Origin of the sequence: uncultured Sphingomonas sp. (assembly GCF_937871615.1) — a bacterium.
Taxonomy (GTDB): Bacteria; Pseudomonadota; Alphaproteobacteria; order Sphingomonadales; family Sphingomonadaceae; genus Sphingomonas.
Genome location: NZ_CALMPA010000070.1, coordinates 155740 through 177013, shown reverse-complemented (window position 1 = coordinate 177013; position 21274 = coordinate 155740). Strand labels below are relative to the sequence as shown.

The following is a 21274-nucleotide window of genomic DNA, read 5'->3' as shown; positions in this document are numbered from 1 at the left end:
GCCAACTATTTCGCTAACGCCGGCTACGATGCAGACTGATCGAAAACCGCTCTAATCCATAGCTTAGCGGATCGGACCTCCGCAAAAGCGGGTGCCTTTGTCGGATACGATCCACTAGCGTCTTCGCTACTGAGTCCCCGTCAATCTCTCGCGATTGCCAATGCGGCACGAATTTGGTCGACGGGGTTGCTGATTAACCCTAGCCTCCGGTCGGCCAGCCTTTCGTCCACCCAGTGCGCAACGGCATCGACATCATGCCTGCCGCTCCGCGCCATGTCTGCTGGACGCATGGCAAGGAACGACCGCACAATTCGCGATAGCCGGCGCGGCGCGGCGCGGAGGGGAAAGGGGCCTGCTCCGCCGACTGCTTCGCGCAAGATATTCGCATCGCCATCAAGAAGGCCCTTTGCCTTACGTGCATTGACCTCCTCCCCCAATGCCGCCTCAATATCCTCGCTCGCGAAGATGTCATAAATCCGATGGCCGCTAGCTGCAGAATAACGCAACGCGGATTCGATGATAAGCGCCTTTACTGTTACCCAATTTTGGAAAGCAGGTAAAAACCCAATGTCATCCTCAATTTTCCAAAGATCCCTCTCTTGCTCGGTCCCGCCCTTGAAATGAGAAGCCCCATTGCTTCTGGCTGACCCACCATTGATAAAATATGGAGATAGACTGAAATTATAATCTATATCTTCCATTGACAAGGCAATTGATGAAAACATATCGACCTGACTCGATAAAAAGAAGCGACGTTGTCTAATTTTTATCTTGTCGATCAAAGATTTTCGTACAAATCCATGGTATACACACGGAAGATTGTAATAATTCCCGTTCTTCAGAAGGTTGCGCAGCTCGCCGCGGCTCTTCAAAGTTCGCATCCCTTCGTGGCGTGGCACCAAAACGCTGTTCCGCCGCCCGCCTTTGATATCCGGCCATGCATAATGAACACGGTCCGCCGATAACGCCTGAATCTTCGGATCGTCGAAAACCGCCAGCGCATCGGTCAATCGTGAGGCGATGATGGCATCATCGTCACCGATCGAGCAGATGATCTGCCCGCGCGAAAGTTCCAGCCCACGCTCGAAATTGTCGCGCATGCTTAATCGCTGTTCCGATCGTTCGTACCGGATGCGATCATCACCGATGGCCTGGACTATATCGCGTGTCCCGTCAGCGCTTGCATTGTCGAGAATCAGAACCTCCATGTCCGCGACCGGTGCGCGCAGGCACGCCCGGATGGAATGGCCGAGATAGCTCGCGCGCTCCCGCGTGGGGATCATGATCGTTAGCCGAGGGGCGTTGCCGGGCTTGCTGGAGTGAGTCAATCTTCACCTATAAAAGCGCCCCAGACGCCTGATCGCGTTGAAGGCGGTGGAAATGCTGGGATTCGGTCGACCAATCTTCCGTAATTGGCGACCGGAGGTTTCCCGGTTAACTGGTACATGCAGCTTAGACCATGTATTGAGTGCATCCATGCATCAGCAAGCGGAATCCGACGCGTGAGCGTGCGCAACAACATCATCGCCAATTATGTCGGCCAGGGCTGGTCGGCGGCGATGAATCTGGTGTTCGTGCCAGTTTACGTCTCGGCGCTGGGCATCGAGAGCTATGCCTTGGTCGGCATCTTTGCCGCGCTCCAGGCATGGCTTGCGCTGCTCGACCTGGGCATGACCCCCACCTTGCAGCGCGAGATGGCCCGCTTTTCCGGCGGATTAGTGTCGCCGACGCGAATCAGGGATCTGCTGCGCTCGGTCGAGATGATCTGTGCGGCGATCGGCATGCTAGCGGCGCTTGCCTTGTTGCTGGGGGCGGATTTCATCGCGACGCGCTGGCTCAGGACCAACCTGCCGCCGACCGAGGTACGGACCGCGCTTCAGTGCATGGGGGTGGTGATCGGTCTGCGCTTCTGGGAGGCAATCTATCGCAGCGCGCTCTACGGGCTGGAACGACAGGTCTGGTTCAACGGCTTCAACGTGATTGCCACCACCGCGCGTTTTGGCGGAGCAGCGTTGGTTGTCCTGCTGTGGCGGCCATCGATCGTCGCATTTTTCAGCTGGCATCTGCTGGTGTCGGCCATCTCGGTCATTCTGCTTCGCGCGAAGCTGGGCGTGGCGATCCCCTCTGATGGGCGAGCGGCGCGTTTTTCGCCTTCCGCGCTCGCTGAAATCAAGGCGTTTGCCTTGGGCATGATCGGGATTAACCTGACCGCGCTGATCCTGACGCAGGCCGACAAGGTGATCCTCACCCGCATTCTGCCGATGACGGAATTCGGTTTCTATACCCTAGCCTTCACCATGTGCAGTGTGCTGGTGGCGGTGACCGCACCGATCGTGCAGGGGGCTTATCCGCGGCTGGTACGCAGCGTCGCGGCCGGCGACCGTGCCGCGTTCGAGGCGACCTATCATCGGGGAGCCCAACTCGTGGCGATCGTCGCGAGCAGCGGCGCGGCGGTGCTGTGCGTATTTTCCGGTCTCGTCGTCCGGGTGTGGACGAATGACCCGGCGATCGCCGCGAAAACAGGCTCTTTGCTGGCAGCATTGGCGGGGGGCACGTTTCTCAATGCACTGATGCAGATTCCCTATTTCGGGATGCTCGCGGAGGGTGAGACACGCTTTACGTTGCGGATGAACATCGTCGCGGCGGTAATTCTGATCATCGTATTGCTCATAGCAGTCCCGCGTTATGGCGCGTTGGCGGCGGCCGAAACATGGCTCGCGATCAACTCCGGGTTCGTGACGGTTGGATTGGCGCTGTTGCACCGCAGACACCTCAAGGGCCTGCTGCATAAATGGTATGTACGGGATACCTTGCCGGCGGTTACGGCTGCGTTCATGATATGCGTCGTGCTGCGCCTTATCGCGCCGGGTGCCGACATGGATCGGATCGGCGGATTTGCGCTGCTTACCCTCGCCGGAGCGCTGGCGCTTGCCGCCGCGACGATCTCGACGCGCGATGCATTCGATCGGCTGCGGACGTTTGCGGGACGTGGCCGGGAACGACTTTTCTCGGCGATGGTGGGTGAATGATCGATCCGGTCGGCCAGCGGCGGCATTTCCTGATCGGGATGGGCGCCGGCGCGGTGGGAAGCAGCCTCGCGTTCCACGCATCGGCTGCGACTTCAGCCGGACGCGCCGTGCCGGAAGTCAATGTGCGTGACATGGGCGCGATGGGCGACGGCACGACCGACGACACCGCCGCTTTCAATCGTGCGACGGATGCGGCTGTGTCGTGGTCGCCGGCGCTGGAGCGGCGGATTATCGTGCCGCCGGGCCGGTATCGGATCGCTGGCACGGTTCATATCCGTAAAGGGCAGGATTTTGCCGGATCAGGCTATGCGACGCAGATAGATGCTCAGCGCGCATCAGGCTCGACGTTCGTGCTAGGCCGCGCGCAGGGCGTAAACGAAAATGATCCGGGCGGCGCGCCCGTCAGGATCAGTGGATTCCGCGCACTTGGCTCGGCACCGCGCGCGCCGTTCATAGCTGTCCGTGCTGAAGGATTTTCGATCGAGAATCTGTTTTTGTCGGCGGTCGGAACGGGGATCCATATTCAGGGCGCCGACGGGATCGTCCGTGACGTCATCATCGACCAGGCGCTCAACGGCATCGTGTTCGATCATGCGCAAAATGTGCTGGTCGGCGGATTTTATACCTATCTCGCCAATTACGCCGTGACCGCGATCGCGGCATGCGCCGATATTGCGATCGCCAACAGCGTCTTTTGCTACAGCCGCTATGCGGCGATCCTTTTTGCCGAAGACGGCAGGTCGCTGCGCGGCCTGACATTCACCGGCTGCTCATTCCTTCAGAACGAGCAATTCGACAGCTTCTCCGGCCATGTCCAAAGCCGTGCGTCGGATGTGGATGCGTTGTTCACCGGCTGCCAGTTCCGCAACTGGCCACGTCTAGCGATCGAACAGGGGGCGGGGCGCAATGTCGCGCTCACCTTCAGCGGCTGCGTGTTCGATGCATTGGCGACCAACCCTGTCTATACCCAGGCGTCAACCTCGAGCGGCCTTGCCACCGGGCTGGAAGGGCGCTTCCGGTTCAACGCATGCGAGTTCCGCAATCTCCGCGGGGCCGTGGCGAAGGTTGGTCCGGGTGCACGGTTGGCGATTGCGGGCGGTCTCGTCGAGAATTGCCAGACGCCTTTGCTCGTCGTCGATCGGGCAGCGGGCAATGTGCGGGTGCGCGATGTTGCCGGCTTCGCGAAGGAACGGGATGGCGGCTGGCTGGCACCATCCTGGCCGGGAGCCGCGTGGCGCGTTGTCGCGCGGCTGCGGGATTCGAGGGGCCGGCCTGTCGTCGAGGAGATGATCGTCAGCGACGATGGCGCTCAGGCGCCGGTGACGCAGCACATTTTCAGGCCTCAGATGTCCGCCCTCGAGGTTACGCTTCGTCTGATACCCGATCGCGCGATTGTGGTGACGGCGGCGATGGGGTGGCGCTTGATCGGGGTGGAGACATCGACTGTCGCCTAATCAAGCGGACATTGTGTTTTCGTGAGCGAGAGACTAACCGGGCCGTCAATTTCACGGGGCGCGTCGCTTTGGATTCCCAGAAAGTTGCTATCGTTGGCCTAGGCTATGTCGGGTTGACCCTCGCTGTCGCCATGGCACAGCGCGGAATGACCGTTTTTGGCATCGAGCGGCGTGAAAATGTCGTCGCTCTCACCAATGCGGGCACCCCGCATTTTTCGGAAGAAGGGCTCGGCGACGTACTGGCGGCGGTCGTCGCGCGTGGCCAGTTGCGAGCGGCTACATCGTTCGCCGATATCCCGGCCTGCGATAGCTACATCATTACCGTCGGCACTCCGCTGGATGCGAATGGCGTGCCGCGGCTCGATATGGTCCGCCATGCCGCTGCCGAGGTCGCAGGGCATATACAGGGCGATGCGCTGGTCGTTTTGCGTTCAACCGTTCAGATCGGCACAACGCGAGACGTGGTCGCGAAAGTCCTGGAGGATGCCGGGAGACGCGCGCTTGTGGCCATGTGTCCTGAGCGCACGCTGGAAGGCGATGCGTTGCGGGAGATTGGCGCGTTACCCCAGATCGTCGGCGGACTGAACGAGGAAGCCACCATACGTGCGAGCGCGCTGTTCGGCGCGCTGACCAGTTCGGTGGTGCGTGTTTCGGCACCGGAAACCGCCGAGATGATCAAGCTCATCGACAATACATTTCGCGATGTCCGCTTCGCCTTCGCCAACGAGGTCGCGCGCGCCTGCGACGCGATCGGCATCAACGCCGTCGAGGTGATCGAATCGGGGAAGCTGGGATATGCGCGAACCAATGTCGCGCTTCCCGGCCTGGTCGGAGGGCCGTGCCTGGAGAAGGATCCCCATATCCTGCGCCATTCGCTCGGCCTGCGGGGGATCGATCTCGAGATCGCCGGTGCATCGCGTCGGGTCAACGAACGTCAGCCCCAGGAAACGGTACGTCAGGCCTTCGCGCTGTTCGAACGCCGCGCCGGGCGGCGACCCATTCGAGTGGCGCTGGCCGGACTGGCTTTCAAGGGCGTGCCCGAGACCGATGATCTGCGCGGATCCATGGCGCTGGCCGTCATAAGCGCGATTCGCGCCGAAGGTTATTCGGCACCGCTGGCAGTATTTGATGCAGTCGTGTCAGACGCGAATGTGCGGGCGCTCGACCTTCACCTTTCCCCCGCTGGTTCGCTGGTCGAGGCCGCCGACGATGCCGACATCCTGTTTGTCGCCAACAATCATCCAGCCTATCGCCGTACAATGTTCGAGCATATCGCCGATCGATTGGCTCCGGACGGCTTCATCTATGATTACTGGAACCATTTCGGCCATGAGGGACCAACTGTGTTGAAGCAGCGCTATTTCACGGTCGGCGGTCTTGCGGGGTGGAAAGCGTGAAAGTAGCGGTTACCGGCGCGGCCGGATTCATCGGCGCATATCTCAGTCGTCGGCTGGCCGACGACGGCCATGATGTTGTCGCGATCGACAATTTCCTGCGTGGCGAACCAGCGCGTATCGCGGGGCACGCCGGCATACGTGGTGAGCGCTGCGACGTGCGCGACACAGATGCGCTGGCCAGCGCGCTTGACGACGTGGAGACGGTGTTCCACCTTGCCGCGATCAACGGCACCGAGAATTTCTATAACAGACCGGAATTAGTGCTCGATGTCGGAGTGCGGGGTGTGCTCGCGGTGATGGACGCGGCGCGGCGCGCCGGAGTGCCGGACATCGTTGTCGCCTCATCCGCCGAAGTCTATCAGACGCCCGCCGTGGTGCCGACCGACGAAACCACGGCGATGGTGATCCCCGATCCGCTCAACCCTCGTTATTCCTATGGCGGGTCGAAGCTGATCAGTGAGCTGATCGCTTTCAACTACGGCAAGGACGTGTTCCGGCAGGTGCAGGTTTTTCGTCCGCATAATGTCTATGGTCCGGATATGGGGTGGAAACACGTCATCCCGCAACTGATCGGCAAGGCGCAGGCCGCTGCGGCCGCCGGGGAAAGCGCGATTGAGATCCAGGGCGATGGAAGCGAGACGCGCGCCTTCTGCTATGTCGACGATATCGTCGACGGCATCATAAGGATGCACGCGGCGGGCGGCCACCGCGAGGTCTATCACATCGGTTCCATGGAAGAGGTGTCGATCCGCGATCTCGTCGGACGTATCGTCACAGGGCTGGGGCTGGCACTCGACGTACGGCCAGGACCGGCGATGGAAGGTGGCACGCCGCGCCGCTGCCCGGATATCGGGAAGATGGGCGCGATTGGCTATGTGCCACGGATAACGCTTGACGAAGGCCTGCTACGCACGATCGCGTGGTATGTGGACCATGGACCGATGGAAAGGAATGCGCTGTTATGACCGGCGCGGCCCGCATCTTCGTGGCCGGGCATCGCGGCATGGTGGGCGGTGCGATCGTCCGCGCGCTTGGGCGCGCTGGCCTTCCCCGCCCGATCGTTCGCACGCGCGCCGAATGCGATTTGAGCGATCGCGTGCAGGTTCGCGCCTTTTTCGAGGCAGAGCGACCGGAATGGGTGTTTCTGGCAGCCGCAAAGGTGGGCGGCATCGTCGCCAACCAGACCTATGGCGCAGATTTCATTCGTGAAAATCTCGAAATCGAGGTGAACGTCATCGATGCGGCGTACCGGGCGGGTACGCGGAAGCTGCTGTTCCTTGGATCGAGTTGCATCTACCCGCGCGCGGCGGAGCAGCCGATCCGGGAGGATTCCCTGCTGACCGGCCCGCTCGAACCGACCAACCTGCCCTATGCCGTGGCAAAGATCGCTGGCGTGGCGATGTGTGACGCCTATCGCGCGCAATATGGTTTCGATGCTTTCTCGGTGATGCCAAGCAATGTTTACGGCATCGGCGACAATTTCGATCCGGTAACGAGCCATCTCGTCGCGGGGATGATGCGCCGGATGCACGAGGCGCGCGAGGCAAAGGCCGAAGAGGTGGTGGTCTGGGGAACCGGTACGCCGCTGCGAGAACTGGTGTTCGCAGACGACCTGGGGGATGCTTGCGTCCATCTGATGCGGCACTGGGATCGTGGCGGGCTGATCAATGCCGGATCGTCCCAGGAAACGAGCGTGGCCGAACTGGCGCGGTTGATTGCCGAAGTGGTCGGATTCCATGGGAACCTGCGTTTTGACACCGGCAAGCCTGACGGCGCACCGCGCAAGTTAATGGACAATGCGCGGCTCGCGGAAGGCGGCTTCGATCGCTTCACCCCGCTGCGCGCCGGGCTGGAGGCGATGTATCGCGCATGGCTGCGCGACGGGCGTTAAGGCCAAGCCGGTGGCGATCGAATTCTGGATCCTGCTGGCGATAGCACTTGGCTTGACCGCCCGGTCGATGCGAAACCTGCTTACCGCCCGGTTCCCGTCGCTTATCGACTTCGCGACGCTGTCGACCGTTTACTATTCCGTGCCGCTGGCCGCGCTCGGTTTCCTGTCGATCAATCCGCGGGGGTTAGCGTTCCTGCACCCAGCCGCGGCCGATCCGGGGCTGGCATTGATGTCGATGCGCTATGCCGTACTTGCCCTGCTCGGCATGGAGGGCGGGCGCATAATCGCCGGATTGCGGCGAACCCCGCTTTTTGTGCTCAGCTTTCGTCTCAATACGGGTACGGAAACCCGGGCCATGCTATGGTTCATGGTGCTTTTCGCGTTGTTTCCACTGGGCGTCTATTTCTTCGGCGTCGCGGAATTCTTCAGCGGCTATGCGTCGGAATATTATTCGCCAATCGCGACGCTGGGCAATGCAATCATCTATTCATCGATCGAGGCGTTCGGTTTCGCCATCCTTCTGGCGTTGATTCTTGGCGAACGATCGGGGCGTGTGCCGTTAAAGATGTTCATTGCGGTGGCGCTGACGATTCTGGTTTTTGCCCTCGCGGTGCGCGCCAAGCGACTAGAGGTGGTAAGCGCATTGCTTCCGGCGGGGGTGCTGTTGGCCGCGTCGCGCGATTGGCTGCGGAAACCGGCATCGCGCGCTGCGCTGGTTGGCGGCGGTATGCTTGTTCTGATCCTGGTCTCGGTGCTGCGCGTCTCGGACAGCTTCTCGTGGTTCAACCTCCTGTATTACACCTTCACCGAAGGCATCTACGCCGGCCATTCGCTTCCAGGAATCGAGGAACGGCTCCAGACATTGACTATCGGCCATGAATATGGCGCGCGCTTCCTCACCGCCGGCCTGGCGTTCGTGCCGCGCTTCTTATGGGAGGGGAAGGACGCGCTGGTCTATCAAGGAAATCTGGCGCTTCAGGGGGTTTCGCCACTCGGAGCGACCTCGTTCCTGGCCGAAGTCGTCCTGCAAGGCGGAATGGTGGCGGTTGTCATCGTATACGGCCTGCTCGGTTTTCTCTTCCAGAGGATGATGAGCTTCGAACCGGCTTGGGACAGGGGGGTGAAGGCGGGGATCGTGCCGTTGCGCTTCGGCGCTTACATCGTGGCGCTCGTCATCTTCATCCCCCACTGGCGGGACGGAATTATTCCGGCCGTCAAACTGTCGGCGCAGTCGATTGTCGCATTCCTGCTCATCACCGGTTTCCATTATCAGGCCGGTTATCGTCGCAAGATTGAGTCCGGCACCGGAAGCGCCTTGCCGTGAATGATGCACGCTACGGGTTGCAGTTCCTTTCCGTGAAGGCGTTCGGTGATTTCGTGATCGCCGCGACTTCGCTTGAACGAGCCGCGCCCGAAGACCGGGCACGGCTGTCGATTCTGGCGGGCGACCACCTGCGACCGCTGGCGGAAGCCGTGTCTCCAGCCTGCGGCCTTACCTTCCTTGGTAGCGGGATAAGCGGGGTGCCGGCGATCTTCGATACGCGCCGGGCCGGTGCGCGCGCCGCGATCCGAAGCGCGACCATGCTGCGCCGCGCCGTTCGTCAGGCGCGGGATCGGAGTACCACGCTGGTGCTGGACAAGAATGGCTGGCGCGAACGCTGGCTGGCTACGCCGCAAGGCGCGCTGGCGTTGCCAACGGCACGCAATATCTACGCGGCCTATGACGCTTTCCTCGCCGCTGCGGGGATCGTTTTTGAGGGATCTGTGTCCGCCAAGGGGGGGGCAATGGTGGATGCTGTCGTTGGCTTGTTCCCCGGCAGTCGCGTCGCGGCGAAGAACCTGCCCTTTCATGTGGTGCGCGCGGCGCTCGCCGCCATCGCACGGAGCGGCAAGCATGCGCGGCTGTTTCTGCTCGAAGGCGAGCGTCCCGACCTTGAGCATTCGGACCTTCCCTTCGAAATGGTGCCGCGGCGCTTCGAGGCATTGATCGCGGCGGTCGATTCGGTGGGGTCGGTGATTGGGGCGGACAGCCTGCCGGCACATCTGGCGGAGCGCGCGGGTCGCCCGGTTTTCGTGCTGTCGCCGCGACCGAATATTTTCTGGCTACCGCGATCAAGCCTTGCGCATGATCATTGGGCGGTATTCGACGCCGATCTCGATCTGTCGCTTGCTCGCTTTCTGGATGTGAAATGACCCGCTTGCCATTCCAAGCTCCCGACCGCGACCGGTTCGCCAACGCCAGCGCACTCGTCGTCGGTGACATCATGCTCGATCGATACTGGTTCGGCGACGTCGAGCGCATCTCGCCGGAAGCGCCGGTTCCAGTGGTGCATGTCCGCCGCGAGGAATATCGGCTGGGCGGCGCGGCCAATGTCGCTCTCAACATCAATGCCTTCGGTGCGCAGCCGTGTTTGCTGAGCGTCACAGGCGATGACGCCGACGCGCATCGGGTGCGCGCGCTGCTCGACGACGCGGGGATCGATTACGCGCTGCAATGCGACCAGCGACTGGCGACCACCGTCAAACTGCGTGTGTCCGGTCGGGGCCAGCAGTTGATCCGGATTGATTTCGAAGAAACGCCGGTCGATGAGCAACTTGCCAATCTGTTCCTTGAGTTCGAGCGACGCGCGCCCGAGCAGGGAGCGGTGATCTTCTCCGATTATGGCAAGGGTGGGCTGGCCCATGTCGCGCGGATGATCGCGGTCGCGAAGGCGCATGGTGTGCCGACTCTGGTCGATCCGAAGGGGAGCGACTTCACCCCTTATCGCGGCGCGACGATCGTAACGCCGAACCGCCAGGAATTGGCGCGTGTCGTTGGGACATGGTGCGACGAAGCGCAGTTCGAGGAACGCGCGCAGGCGTTGCGCGCCGCGCTGGCGTTCGATGCCTTGCTCGTCACCCGGTCGGAAGAGGGCATGTCGCTGTTCGACGATCGGGGTCACCTGCGGATCGAAACCGAGGCGCGCGAGGTGTTCGATGTCACTGGGGCGGGCGACACGGTAATCGCGGTCGTCGGCGCGATGCTGGCTGCGGGGCAGGATTTGCGCGACGCGGTGATCACCGCCAATCGCGCGGCTGCCGTGGTCGTCGCCAAATTCGGCACATCAACCGTTTCATATGAGGAGGTCTTCGGATGAGGATCGTGGTTACCGGCGCCGCCGGCTTCATCGGTTCCAATATTGTCGCGGGCCTGAACGATCGCGGCATTACCGATGTCATCGCGGTCGACGATCTCACCGACAGTCGGAAATTCCTCAACCTCAGCGGATTGAAGATCAGCGATTATCTCGATCATTCGGATTTCTACACCCGCTTTGCCACCGGGGCGTTCGATCCAGTTGATGCGGTGTTCCACGAAGGTGCCTGCTCTGACACGATGGAGCAGGACGGCCGCTATATGATGGAAACCAATTATCGTTGTTCGGTCGAATTGCTCGATGCCTGCATCCGTCGCGGCACGCGGCTGCTCTACGCCTCATCCGCAGCGGTTTATGGCTCTTCGCGCGTTTTCCGCGAGGAGCCTCCGTTCGAGGCGCCGCTGAACGTTTATGGTTATTCCAAGCTGCTGTTCGACAATGTTGTCCGGCAGCGCGCGGCGGGCTTTCCGATGCAGGTTGCAGGGTTCCGCTATTTCAATGTTTACGGTCCTGGTGAGGCGCACAAGGATCGAATGGCTTCGGTCGCCTTTCATAACGTCAATCAGTTTCGTGCCGAGGGGAAGGTCCGACTGTTCGGCGATTATGACGGCTGGAAGGCTGGCGGGCAAAGCCGGGATTTCATCCACGTCGCGGATCTCGTCAAAGCGAAACTGTGGTTTCTCGATCATGCCGATGTTGCGGGTGTCTTCAACCTCGGCACTGGGCGGGCGCAGCCGTTCAACGATATCGCCCATGCCGTGGTGAACGGCATCCGCGCCCATGGGGGGAAAGCGGCGTTGTCGCTGGAGGAGCAAGTGGCGCAGGGGCTTGTCGAATATGTCGACTTTCCCGAGGCGCTGAAGGGAAAATATCAGAACTACACGCAGGCGGACATAACCAGCCTTCGCGCCATTGGTTATCGCGAGCCGTTCATGACGGTCGAGCAGGGGGTCGCGGATTATGTCGAGCGGCTGCTTGGATCCTGAGGCAGCAGGTCGAGCGCTTCCTCTGCCATTCCGCACAGGCTGTGGCCGATCAGTATGTGCGCCTCCTGAATGCGCGCGGTGACCGAACTCGGCACGATGATCGGAATGTCGGATAGGGGGGCCAGTGCTCCGCCGTTACGGCCCAGCAGCCCGATCGTCGCGATGCCGGCCGAACGCGCGTAGCCGAAGGCGTTGACGACGTTCGGCGAATTGCCCGAGGTTGAAATGCCGATCAGGCAATCGCCAGCTTTTCCCAGCCCCTGCACCTGCCGGGTGAAGACATGTTCGAAACCGTAATCGTTCGAGATGCAAGTCAGCGCGGAACTGTCCGTGCTGAGCGCCAGTCCGGCGAGCGGACGGCGGTCGGAGACGAAACGCCCGGTGAATTCGGCCGCGAGATGCTGGCTGTCGGCCGCGGAGCCGCCGTTGCCGCAGAACATGAGCTTGCCACCAGCCGCCAGGGCTTCGCTAATCGCGCGGCCGGCGCGAGCGATGGCGGTTTCAAGCGTGTTGAGCGTTGAAAACAATGCCAGATGTTCGGCGAGATTTCGTTCAAAGACCGACATATATTGTTCCATGGTAAGGAGGCGCGCTTGGAAGGTAAAATCCTGGACTTGTCAACGCAGGCGATTGCCGCCCTGCCACGCCCTCTGGTGTTCACCAATGGCGTCTTCGATGTGCTGCATCGCGGGCATGTCACCTATCTCACCACCGCTCGCGCGCTTGGAGCGGGGCTGTTCGTGGCGTTGAACTCAGATGATTCGGTCCGGATGCTTGGCAAGGGGCCGGATCGCCCGATCAACCGCGCGGAGGATCGGGCCATCGTGCTGGCCGCACTGGAGAGCGTGACGGCGGTCGGCGTGTTTCATGAACGCACGCCGGTCGAACTTTTGAAACGAATACGCCCCGACATTTATGTGAAGGGCGGCGATTATACGGTCGATCGTTTGCCCGAAGCCGAAGTGATGCGTGAATGGGGTGGGCGGACAGTCATTATGCCGTTCGTCGACGGTTTTTCCACGAGCGAAATGCTTCGCCGGGTGCGCGACATATGATCAAGGCCGCATTCCTCGATCGAGACGGGGTCATCAACCACGACCTCTCCTATATCGGGCGACCGGAAGATTTCCTGCTGATCGCTGGCGTGCCGGAAGCGTTGCGCATGCTTCGCGATGCAGGTTACGCGCTGATTGTCGTCACCAACCAGTCCGGTATCGGGCGCGGCTATTACAGCGAAAGCGATTATTGGCGCGTCACAGATCGGATGCGCGCACTTCTGTCCGATGAAGGGATAGAATTCGCCGCGATACTCCATTGCCCTCATGCGCCGGACGACGGGTGTGAGTGCAGAAAGCCGATGCCCGGCATGTTGCTGGATGGTGCCGCGCATGTTGGCGCTGCGCCGGACGAATCCGTCCTGTTCGGTGACAAACCGTCGGATATTGCCGCCGGCCGTTCCGCTGGCGTGACGCGATGCTTTCTTATTGGCGAACCAGGTAGCGCGGCCCTCTGCGGAGCGGATGGAGATGGCGCTGACCTGCTCTCATGCGTTCGGCAGGTGTTGGCCGCGCGCTAAGTAAGCTGTGGTGATTCCGTGGGTATGTTTATATGATAATGCCTTCTATGATATGATCCGTTGGCCGCTGCCCGAAAGACATACGGATCGCTGTCCCGCCGCGTGGCCGCCGCTCCGACGAGATGACGTTGAGACAAGATTGGAGCGCGCCCTGATCTGATATTTCGAAGGGTCGACAGGTCGGATCAGGGCCGTCCCTTCTCGCCGGCTATTTCACAGCGTCCGGTTTCTTGGTTAGGGCTCCTGCCTGATTGGAGAGCACTTATGACGGAAACACTTGCCATTGTTCCCGTGATCCTGTCCGGCGGGTCAGGTACGCGACTGTGGCCCATGTCGCGACCGGAGCGACCCAAACAACTGCTGGCATTGACCGCCAAGGAAACGATGCTTCAGCTTACCGCGCAGCGCGCGCTGAGCGCTGAATTCACGGCGCCAATCGTCGTCGGCAATGCCACCCATGCCGGAGAGATCCAGGCGCAACTTGACGCTATCGGTACGCATCCACAGGCGCTGATCCTCGAACCGGTGGGACGCAACACCGCGCCAGCGATCGCGCTGGCCGCACTTGTGGTGAATCCAGCCGCCCCGCTGCTGGTCATGCCGTCGGACCATATCATTTCCGATGTGAAGGCTTTCCACGCCGCGATCCGCGCCGCGTTGCCGCTGGTCGCGGATGGCTGGCTCGTCACCTTCGGTATCGAGCCGGACGCGCCTGAAACAGGCTATGGCTATATCCAGATTGGTGAGCCGATCGCGCCCGGCGTGCATCGAGTCGCGCGTTTCGTTGAGAAACCTCAGCGCGAGGTCGCGGAAGCGATGATCCGTTCCGGCGATCATGCGTGGAACGGCGGAATCTTCCTGTTTCGCGCGGACAGCTTCCTGAACGCATTGGCGACCCACGGACCGGAGATGACCGACGCGGCGAAGGCAGCGATGGCCGAGGCGCGCCACGAAGGCTGTCGCATCTTTCCCGACGCATCGGCCTTTGCCGCCAGTCCGGCGGATTCGATCGACTATGCCGTGATGGAAAAGGCGGATCGCGTCGCGGTGGTGCCGGTGACAATGGGCTGGAGCGACGTGGGATCATGGGATGCGCTCCATGCGATCAGCGCGGCGGATGATGACGGCAATGTCCATCACGGCAGCGTAGTCGCGCTCGATAGTGAGCGCTGCCAAGTCCGCACCGATGGCGCGCGGATCGCCATGGTGGGGGTGAGCGACCTGACCATTATCGCGTCGGGTAACGATATCCTGATCCTGCCACGAGGCCGCAGCCAAGAAGTGAAGCGGCTGCTCGAAGCGATGGAGGCGTGAGATAGTCCTTTATGTCGATATGTATGAGTATCGTAATGTCGAAACGGCTTCGCGAGGTCTCGTTGTTCTTCTGAACGAATGTGCTATATTCCGTTCATAAGGAGCGAGCAATGGTTGTCGCAGCCTGTACCGTCCATACCCCCGATGCATCGCGCGTGTTGAGCGAGGCGGTCTCACGGATCGCGGAATTTTGGCATTTGTCGAATGCGCGGCTTGGCGCGGTGCTCGGCCTGTCCGCGCCGCCCGTCTCGCGCTTGCGCAGCGGGGCCTACCGGCTCGAGCCGGGGAGCAAGCCGTTCGAGCTGGCGCAGCATCTGCTGCGGCTATTCCGTTCGCTCGATAGCTGGCTGGGGCAGGATGATGTCGCGGCGCGATCATGGCTTGAAACGCGCAACACCGATCTCGGCGCCGCGCCGATCGAGTTGATCGCGACGGTGCGTGGGCTGCTGCGCACCGGCGATTATGTTGATACTCTGCGCGCGCGGGTTTGATGCGATAGTCAGCGACGCCCTCCCCTGCCCGGCATGACCGTTGCTTCGCCGGACGCCGCCACACTCGCGGCTGAGGCGCGCACCTATCGCGGTCGCGTGATCCGCATCGTCGAGGCGCAGCATCGCATCTCGACCAACCGCCTCGCTGCCAATGCGGCCGACCAGGCCCTACTCGAGACGCTCGCCGATGAGGTGAAGCCTGCCCTCCCTTATGCTGCGCGCAAGCTGCCATGGTTGCTTGCCTCGCCGTTCCGCTATGGACTGGGGCGGCCGTCGCGGTTCCGCGCGGGCGATGTGTTGCCGGGGATCTTCTACGCGGCGGAGGATGTGGCGACGGCGGTGGCCGAGACGGCCTATTGGCGGCTGATCGGCTTCTCTCGCTCGCCGGGGTTCGTGCGGCCGCGCACGCCAACGCCGATGTCTGCCTTTGCGGTGCTGGTAAAGACGGCGCGCGCGATAGACTTGACCGCCCTCCCCTTTGCCGATCCGCCCGGCCGCTGGACCGATCCGCACGATTATGCCGCGACCCAGGCGTTGGCGGCCGAGGCGCATCGCGCCGGCGTGGCCGCGATCCGCGCGCCTTCCGCGCGGCACAGCGGCGGTATCAACGTGATAGTGCTCGATGCGGGCGCGTTGATCCCCCGCCCCGCCCGCATTCGAGCTGGGCGTTTCTCGTCACCAGTGACGGCCTGCTCGCCACGCGCGAAATGAGCGACGAAGCATGGCGCTTCGCGCCGGCGGGCTTCGGAATCGCGGCCGATATATGAGTGTCGACATGAAGACATGTTGGCGATTGGGCACCGTGCTGGAATTCATACTCGAAAGCACGAACTTTTGGCATCTCGCCGCCATTCGCCGGGGGAAAGAGCTTTTCGGCCCGTATAGTTCGTGCTTTCGAGTATGAATTCGGAAGGCGTGGCCCCCAAGGCCGTTCGCGCGATCCGCCCCCTCGTGAAGCTCTCATGACCGGCTGTGCGTAGACCGTATGATCGTTCTCTCGAGGTGACCTGCCCCGCGCTAAGCTGAAGACGGAGGTTGCCCCTGATAGGCCGGAGCCGAGCCCCAAGCTTGTGGATAGGCGCCCAAATCGCAACCCCCTGTAAACTTGTCGATAAGCGACTGAGCAGCCGGGAGAAAGGCGCTACAAGGCTTGGTCTTAAGCGACGCCGATTTCATAATCGCTGATATTGTTAAATTGTACAAAATCAAAGTTATAGTTAAATCTGATAGAGTCCCGCTTTGGATGTCGATCCACAGTCTTGGTGCGCTCCTTCATCGAAAAGCCCTGGCGCTTGCCGCGCTGGATGAAGCAGCCTTCCAGATGGCGGTTATATAACTTCCAATCAGAGCATCGTTGACTTCCAATTGGCCGACCACCATAGTCCCGATCTGCTGGAGGGACCGAGAAGCCATGTTCGAGCGACTTGTAGAGCGACGGGCCAGGGAAGTTCTTGCGGATACCCCCGTGGTGCTGATCGTAGGACCACGACGGGCGGGCAAGACAACGCTCGTCCGAAAAATGGGTAATGCCGACCGTTCCTACATTACGCTTGACGATCAGACCGCGCTTGAGGCGGCTCAGGCGGATCCGGTAGGATTCATCCGGGGCCTCGATCGAGCGATCATCGACGAAATTCAGCGAGCGCCGGATTTGCTACTAGCGATCAAGAAGTCGGTCGACGAGGACTATCGATCCGGGCGATTCCTGCTCACCGGATCGGCGAACGTGCTGACACTGCCACGGGTCACCGACAGTTTGGCAGGTCGAATGGAAACTATTTCGATGCTCCCCTTGGCGCGCGCCGAGATCGCGCAACGCGCGCCTCGTTTTCTCGAAATGATGTTCGATGGGCAACCGCTTAAACCAACCGATGCTGTCGTCGGGGACGATCTGGCACAACTCGTCTTGCATGGCGGCTTCCCTGAGGCAATTAGCCGCGAAAGTGAGCGTCGGCGGCAGGATTAGTTACGGTCGTATCTGACCTCGATCCTGACTCGTGACCTGCGGGATATCGCCGATATCGAGAAGCTGACGGAACTGCCAAAATTCGTGCGATTGCTGGCCGAGCATTCGGGTCAACTGGTCAATTACTCCCAACTCGGCAGCGGGATTAACGTGAGCCACAAGACGGGCCAGCGCTATGTCGGCCTGCTCGAGCAGGTGTTCCTGATCGCCATGGTGCAGCCGTGGTTCACCAATGCGCTTAAGCGCATGGTGAAGACGCCCAAACTTCATTTTCTGGATTCCGGTCTGCTTGCAACGGCACGTGGGCTGACCTTCGATCGGGTAAAGGCCGATCGCACGACGTTCGGTGCGCTGCTGGAAAGCTTCGTCTTCTCAGAAATCCTGAAGCTGATGAGCGCGACCGACCTGCGACTATCGCCCTATCATTTCCGGGATCGAGATGGGCGTGAGGTGGACCTGGTGCTGGAGCGCGACGATGGCATGATCGTCGGCATTGAGGTGAAGGCGAGCGCGACGGTCAAGCCCAGCGACTTTGGGGGGCTGCGGGCACTGACCGAGGCATGCGGCGATCGCTTCGCCTGCGGCGTCGTCCTTTACGACAGCGCGGATGTGGTACCCTTCGGCGAAAAGCTATTTGCGGCACCGCTGTCGAGCTTGTGGGGCTAAGGCGCGTCCGTGGACCGATCTCAACGCGCGGTTTACGCCCCCCGACAAGGCCCGGTGGCAATACGCGTTTTCATCCTGATCGCCGCGCCCCACTTGGGGATAGCCGCAGCTGCGGGATGAGGGCGATCAGAAGTCATCTTTCACCTCCGAGCGCGGACGCCGCGCTGGCTGCGGAAGGAGCGACAGTTTGTCGTTGACCCTGGAAATCGCGGGAGCAAGCCGCGAAGGTTCGTCAACGAAGAGCGGTACACCCATCAGCGTCGCGGCTTCGAAGACCAGCCCAATTTCTACCTTGAGGTGCCCCTTTTCGATCAGTCGCAGCGTGCTGCGCGCGATACCGACCTCGGCCGATAGGTGTCAGCCTCCGACATCTTGCGCTGTTTGCGCGCAAGGCGAATGAGCCCCTTGACGATGATGTTTGCGCCCTCCTCGGCGAATAGGATGGTGGTGGCCAACGCCATCCGCTCGATCGAGAGCTGATTGTCACGAGGCAAACAGCTTCAGCAAGGCGCATAGCCGGTCAGCATCCTGATTGTCGTTCGCGAGAACCTTGGCGACTTCGGTAAGCAGTTCCTCATCGCTGGCTGCGTGTTCGCGTTCCGCATCGGTAACGATGGCCGCCACCCCCGCCAAAGCGGCCGCGATCCGTTCGCTGATACGATCCGCCACCAGCTTTGCCGGATCAAACTGGACATGCGCGTAAATGGCTGTGGAGCGGGGATTCGAATGACCAAGGATCGCGCCGGCGAACGCCATGGCCTCACCGGACGAAATCGTCATCGACCCCATCGTGTGACGAAGCGTATGCGGCGATACGCCAACAAGTTCGGCCTTTTTCACCGCATGTTTCCACGGCGTCTTGTAGCCCTGGAAATGATTCTCACCTGTGCCGGCGGGAAAAACGAAATCCGTTTCGTCCGAGCGCGCGACACCTTCCAGGATTGCAATCGCAGCGACGCCGAGCGGCCGCACTGACTTGCCCGTCTTGCTGTCTTCCAGACGCAGGCAGCCGCGCTCGAGATCGACCTCACTCCACTTAAGGGCGGCAATCTCTTCCCGTCGACAGCCGGTAAGCGCCCACAGCCGCATGATCGCAAGCGCCTTGGGGTTGGTTCCTTCCTCGGCCAATTCGTCAATCGCCTTGCCGAGCCGCGTCACTTCGTCGAGCGTCAAATACCGCTCCTTGTGATTGTCCGTCTTGCGGACCGCGGCCTTTTCGCAAGGGTTGCGATCGATGATTTCGCGGCGGGCCGCAAAGCTGAGAATCGCCGACAGGTCGCGGAACACTTTGCGCGCCGCGCCTTCGCCGCCGCGCACGTTCACGAACCGGCGCGGCCCGAGCTTCTCTTGCCGGGCGGTCTTTCCTTCCTCGACGTCACGGAAGAAACGCTCGATTTCACCAGCGCCGAGTTCGGCGACCGTCCGCCGGCCGAGCAGCGGTATGACGTGATGGCGCAGGCGCGCCATCGTATAGGTCTTGGTCCGCTCCTTCATCGGAAAACCCTGGCGCTTGCCGCGCTGGATAAAGCAGCCTTCCTCCTCATAGAGATCGACGAGTTCGGCCACTTTCATCAGTCGCCGCCGCGCCTTGATCTCGGCGGCAGGGTCGCTGCCACCGACCGCTTCGGCGAGGATTACCTTGGCCTTCTTCCGTGCCTGCTCCGGTGTGAGGATACCCAGACGACCGATCGTGACAAGCTTCTGAGCCGCACGCCGACCCCCGCCATGAACACGATAGCGCGCGAAGAAGGTCTTGGTGCCGCCCGGTTCCACACGCATGCCGAAGCCCGGCAGATCGCGGTCCCAGACGCAATAGCGATTCTTTCGCGGCTACACTGCCAGGACGCCGCGATTGGTGAGAGGAATTGCGACTCGCTGCACCATCACATCCACCACTTTCTTGGCCGTTTTCGGTCAACACATGGTCAACACCGAGACCGGAAAAACACGGATATGAAGGTGCTATTGCTTTCGGCGACTTTCAAGTATGCATTTGAATTATCGTAATTAATCGTAGAGCCGAATACGTTCGGAATGGCTATGGTTAGCTTTGCCAAGGTTGGGGTCGAGGGTTCGAATCCCTTCGCCCGCTCAAGTTTTTCCAAGAAAATCAGATGGTTGAAAGCTGATCGCCGCGGCGAGGCCGCTAGCGGGAACGGTCGGCCCGCGCGAGCCCGCGCACCGGATGCGGGCGCGCGCTGGAGCGCCGGAAGCGCGCCTTTTCCTGCGCTGATCGACAGGGTGAGCCGTGAAGTGAGGTCAACTGCGCGCGCCTGAATTAATTCGGCATCGCGCTCATGCCATGCGATCCGCGATCGCCACGGTCAAACCCCGGCCGCACGAAACGCGGCGGAAACATGGGAGGGCGAAGAATGAAGACCCGGATCACCGAATTGTTCGGCATCGAGCATCCGATCGTTCAGGGCGGGATGCACTTCGTCGGGCTGGCCGAGCTGGCGAGCGCCGTCGCCAATGCCGGCGGGCTCGGCATGATAACCGCGCTGACGCTGCCCGACGCGGAAGCGTTGCGCGCCGAAATCCGCCGCTGCCGCGAGATGACCGATCGTCCGTTCGGCGTGAACGTCACCTTCCTGCCGATCACCCGGCCGCCCGATTATGCCGCGATCATGCGGGTGATCGTGGAGGAAGGCATCCGCGCGGTGGAGACCGCGGGCAACAATCCGCAGAAGTGGATCGCCCCGCTGCACGAGGCGGGGGTAAGGATCATACACAAATGCGCCGCCGTCCGCCACGCGCTCAAGGCACAGGCGATCGGCTGCGACGCGGTGAGCGTCGACGGCTTCGAATGCGGCGGCCATCCCGGCGAGGATGATGTGCCGAACTTCATCCTGCTGCCACGCGCCGCCGATGAGCTGAAAATCCCGTTCGTCGCATCCGGCGGCATGGCGGATGGCCGTTCGCTGGTCGCCGCGCTCGCGCTCGGCGCGGACGGGATGAACATGGGCACCCGCCTGCTCTGCACGCGTGAGGCGCCGGTGCATCCCAGCGTCAAGGAAGCGATCATCGCGGCGAGCGAACTCGATACGCGCCTCGTCATGCGCCCGCTGCGCAATACCGAGCGCGTCCTCAACAACGCCGCCGTCGAGCGGCTGCTGGAAAAGGAGCGCACGCTCGGCGCCGCATTGTCCTTCGCGGATATCGCCGGGGAGGTGGCCGGCATCTATCCGCGGGTGATGAAGGATGGCGAGGTCGAGGCCGGGGCGTGGAGTTGCGGGATGGTCGCGGGGCTGATCGACGACGCGCCGCCGGTCGCCGAACTGATCGGGCGGATCATGCAGCAGGCCGATCGGATCATCGGCGATCGGCTCGCCGCATTCGCCCGGTGCGCCGCCTGATGCCCCCCTAT

At 61.6% G+C, this 21274-nt stretch carries 21 protein-coding genes; 17 read left to right on the top strand and 4 right to left on the bottom strand.

Annotated elements, in window-relative coordinates:
* Positions 1–140 precede the first annotated feature (140 nt).
* Entirely contained in the window at positions 141–1328 is a 1188-nt protein-coding gene (locus tag Q0316_RS18815; protein ID WP_298675329.1) for a glycosyltransferase family 2 protein, read from the bottom strand.
* Positions 1329–1502: 174 nt separating this feature from the next.
* Here Q0316_RS18815 and Q0316_RS18810 point away from each other — a divergent pair, with 174 nt between their 5' ends.
* The 9 genes from Q0316_RS18810 to rfaD are packed head-to-tail and all read left to right on the top strand — an operon-like array spanning position 1503 to position 11894.
* Positions 1503–3029, top strand: coding sequence for an oligosaccharide flippase family protein (locus tag Q0316_RS18810; protein ID WP_298675326.1), 1527 nt, complete (start codon positions 1503–1505; stop codon positions 3027–3029).
* Entirely contained in the window at positions 3026–4483 is a 1458-nt protein-coding gene (locus Q0316_RS18805) for a glycosyl hydrolase family 28-related protein (protein ID WP_298675323.1), read from the top strand. Before Q0316_RS18810 ends, Q0316_RS18805 begins: the two co-directional genes overlap by 4 nt.
* Positions 4444–5880 carry a nucleotide sugar dehydrogenase gene (locus tag Q0316_RS18800; protein ID WP_298675320.1) on the top strand — a complete coding sequence of 479 codons (1437 nt, stop codon included), beginning with the start codon at positions 4444–4446 and terminating at the stop codon, positions 5878–5880. The genes Q0316_RS18805 and Q0316_RS18800 overlap by 40 nt, the downstream gene beginning before the upstream one ends.
* Positions 5868–6845 carry an NAD(P)-dependent oxidoreductase gene (locus tag Q0316_RS18795; protein WP_298675318.1) on the top strand — a complete coding sequence of 326 codons (978 nt, stop codon included), beginning with the start codon at positions 5868–5870 and terminating at the stop codon, positions 6843–6845. Before Q0316_RS18800 ends, Q0316_RS18795 begins: the two co-directional genes overlap by 13 nt.
* Positions 6842–7771: a GDP-L-fucose synthase gene (locus Q0316_RS18790; RefSeq protein WP_298675315.1), complete on the top strand. Its 930-nt coding sequence runs from the start codon at positions 6842–6844 to the stop codon at positions 7769–7771. The genes Q0316_RS18795 and Q0316_RS18790 overlap by 4 nt, the downstream gene beginning before the upstream one ends.
* Positions 7772–7781: 10 nt before the next feature.
* A complete protein-coding gene (locus Q0316_RS18785) occupies positions 7782–9095 on the top strand; it encodes a hypothetical protein (RefSeq protein ID WP_298675312.1) in 1314 nt (437 codons plus the stop codon).
* Complete coding sequence (locus Q0316_RS18780) at positions 9092–9964, top strand: hypothetical protein (RefSeq protein ID WP_298675309.1); 873 nt, start codon at positions 9092–9094, stop codon at positions 9962–9964. Before Q0316_RS18785 ends, Q0316_RS18780 begins: the two co-directional genes overlap by 4 nt.
* Positions 9961–10908, top strand: coding sequence for a D-glycero-beta-D-manno-heptose-7-phosphate kinase (rfaE1, locus tag Q0316_RS18775; RefSeq protein WP_298675306.1), 948 nt, complete (start codon positions 9961–9963; stop codon positions 10906–10908). The genes Q0316_RS18780 and rfaE1 overlap by 4 nt, the downstream gene beginning before the upstream one ends.
* Complete coding sequence (gene rfaD, locus Q0316_RS18770; protein WP_298675303.1) at positions 10905–11894, top strand: ADP-glyceromanno-heptose 6-epimerase; 990 nt, start codon at positions 10905–10907, stop codon at positions 11892–11894. The genes rfaE1 and rfaD overlap by 4 nt, the downstream gene beginning before the upstream one ends.
* On the opposite strand, the gene Q0316_RS18765 is transcribed toward rfaD, so the two are convergent.
* On the bottom strand, positions 11867–12460 hold the full coding sequence (locus Q0316_RS18765) for a D-sedoheptulose 7-phosphate isomerase (protein ID WP_298675301.1): 594 nt from the start codon (positions 12458–12460) through the stop codon (positions 11867–11869). The two genes, rfaD and Q0316_RS18765, sit on opposite strands and share 28 nt — an antisense overlap.
* Here Q0316_RS18765 and rfaE2 point away from each other — a divergent pair.
* From rfaE2 to Q0316_RS18730, 7 genes are all read left to right on the top strand, one after another.
* Positions 12428–12949, top strand: coding sequence for a D-glycero-beta-D-manno-heptose 1-phosphate adenylyltransferase (gene rfaE2, locus Q0316_RS18760; RefSeq protein WP_298675299.1), 522 nt, complete (start codon positions 12428–12430; stop codon positions 12947–12949). The two genes, Q0316_RS18765 and rfaE2, sit on opposite strands and share 33 nt — an antisense overlap.
* Positions 12946–13470: an HAD family hydrolase gene (locus Q0316_RS18755; protein ID WP_298675296.1), complete on the top strand. Its 525-nt coding sequence runs from the start codon at positions 12946–12948 to the stop codon at positions 13468–13470. Before rfaE2 ends, Q0316_RS18755 begins: the two co-directional genes overlap by 4 nt.
* Positions 13471–13734: 264 nt before the next feature.
* On the top strand, positions 13735–14784 hold the full coding sequence (locus Q0316_RS18750; RefSeq protein ID WP_298675294.1) for a mannose-1-phosphate guanylyltransferase/mannose-6-phosphate isomerase: 1050 nt from the start codon (positions 13735–13737) through the stop codon (positions 14782–14784).
* A gap of 110 nt (positions 14785–14894) precedes the next feature.
* Positions 14895–15275 (top strand): MbcA/ParS/Xre antitoxin family protein, encoded by a 381-nt coding sequence (locus Q0316_RS18745; RefSeq protein ID WP_298675290.1) that lies wholly within the window; start codon positions 14895–14897, stop codon positions 15273–15275.
* A gap of 33 nt (positions 15276–15308) precedes the next feature.
* On the top strand, positions 15309–15986 hold the full coding sequence (locus Q0316_RS18740; RefSeq protein WP_298675287.1) for an RES family NAD+ phosphorylase: 678 nt from the start codon (positions 15309–15311) through the stop codon (positions 15984–15986).
* 700 nt (positions 15987–16686) lie between these two features.
* A complete protein-coding gene (locus Q0316_RS18735) occupies positions 16687–17241 on the top strand; it encodes an AAA family ATPase (RefSeq protein ID WP_298675284.1) in 555 nt (184 codons plus the stop codon).
* A gap of 12 nt (positions 17242–17253) precedes the next feature.
* The gene (locus tag Q0316_RS18730; protein ID WP_367179706.1) at positions 17254–17907 is read left to right on the top strand and encodes a DUF4143 domain-containing protein; all 654 of its coding nucleotides are present in this window, start codon (positions 17254–17256) and stop codon (positions 17905–17907) included.
* 311 nt (positions 17908–18218) lie between these two features.
* On the opposite strand, the gene Q0316_RS18725 is transcribed toward Q0316_RS18730, so the two are convergent.
* Positions 18219–18362 carry a hypothetical protein gene (locus Q0316_RS18725; protein ID WP_298675281.1) on the bottom strand — a complete coding sequence of 48 codons (144 nt, stop codon included), beginning with the start codon at positions 18360–18362 and terminating at the stop codon, positions 18219–18221.
* 28 nt (positions 18363–18390) lie between these two features.
* Positions 18391–19701 (bottom strand): site-specific integrase, encoded by a 1311-nt coding sequence (locus Q0316_RS18720; RefSeq protein ID WP_298675356.1) that lies wholly within the window; start codon positions 19699–19701, stop codon positions 18391–18393.
* 578 nt (positions 19702–20279) lie between these two features.
* Here Q0316_RS18720 and Q0316_RS18715 point away from each other — a divergent pair.
* Entirely contained in the window at positions 20280–21263 is a 984-nt protein-coding gene (locus Q0316_RS18715; RefSeq protein ID WP_298675278.1) for a nitronate monooxygenase family protein, read from the top strand.
* Positions 21264–21274 lie beyond the last annotated feature (11 nt).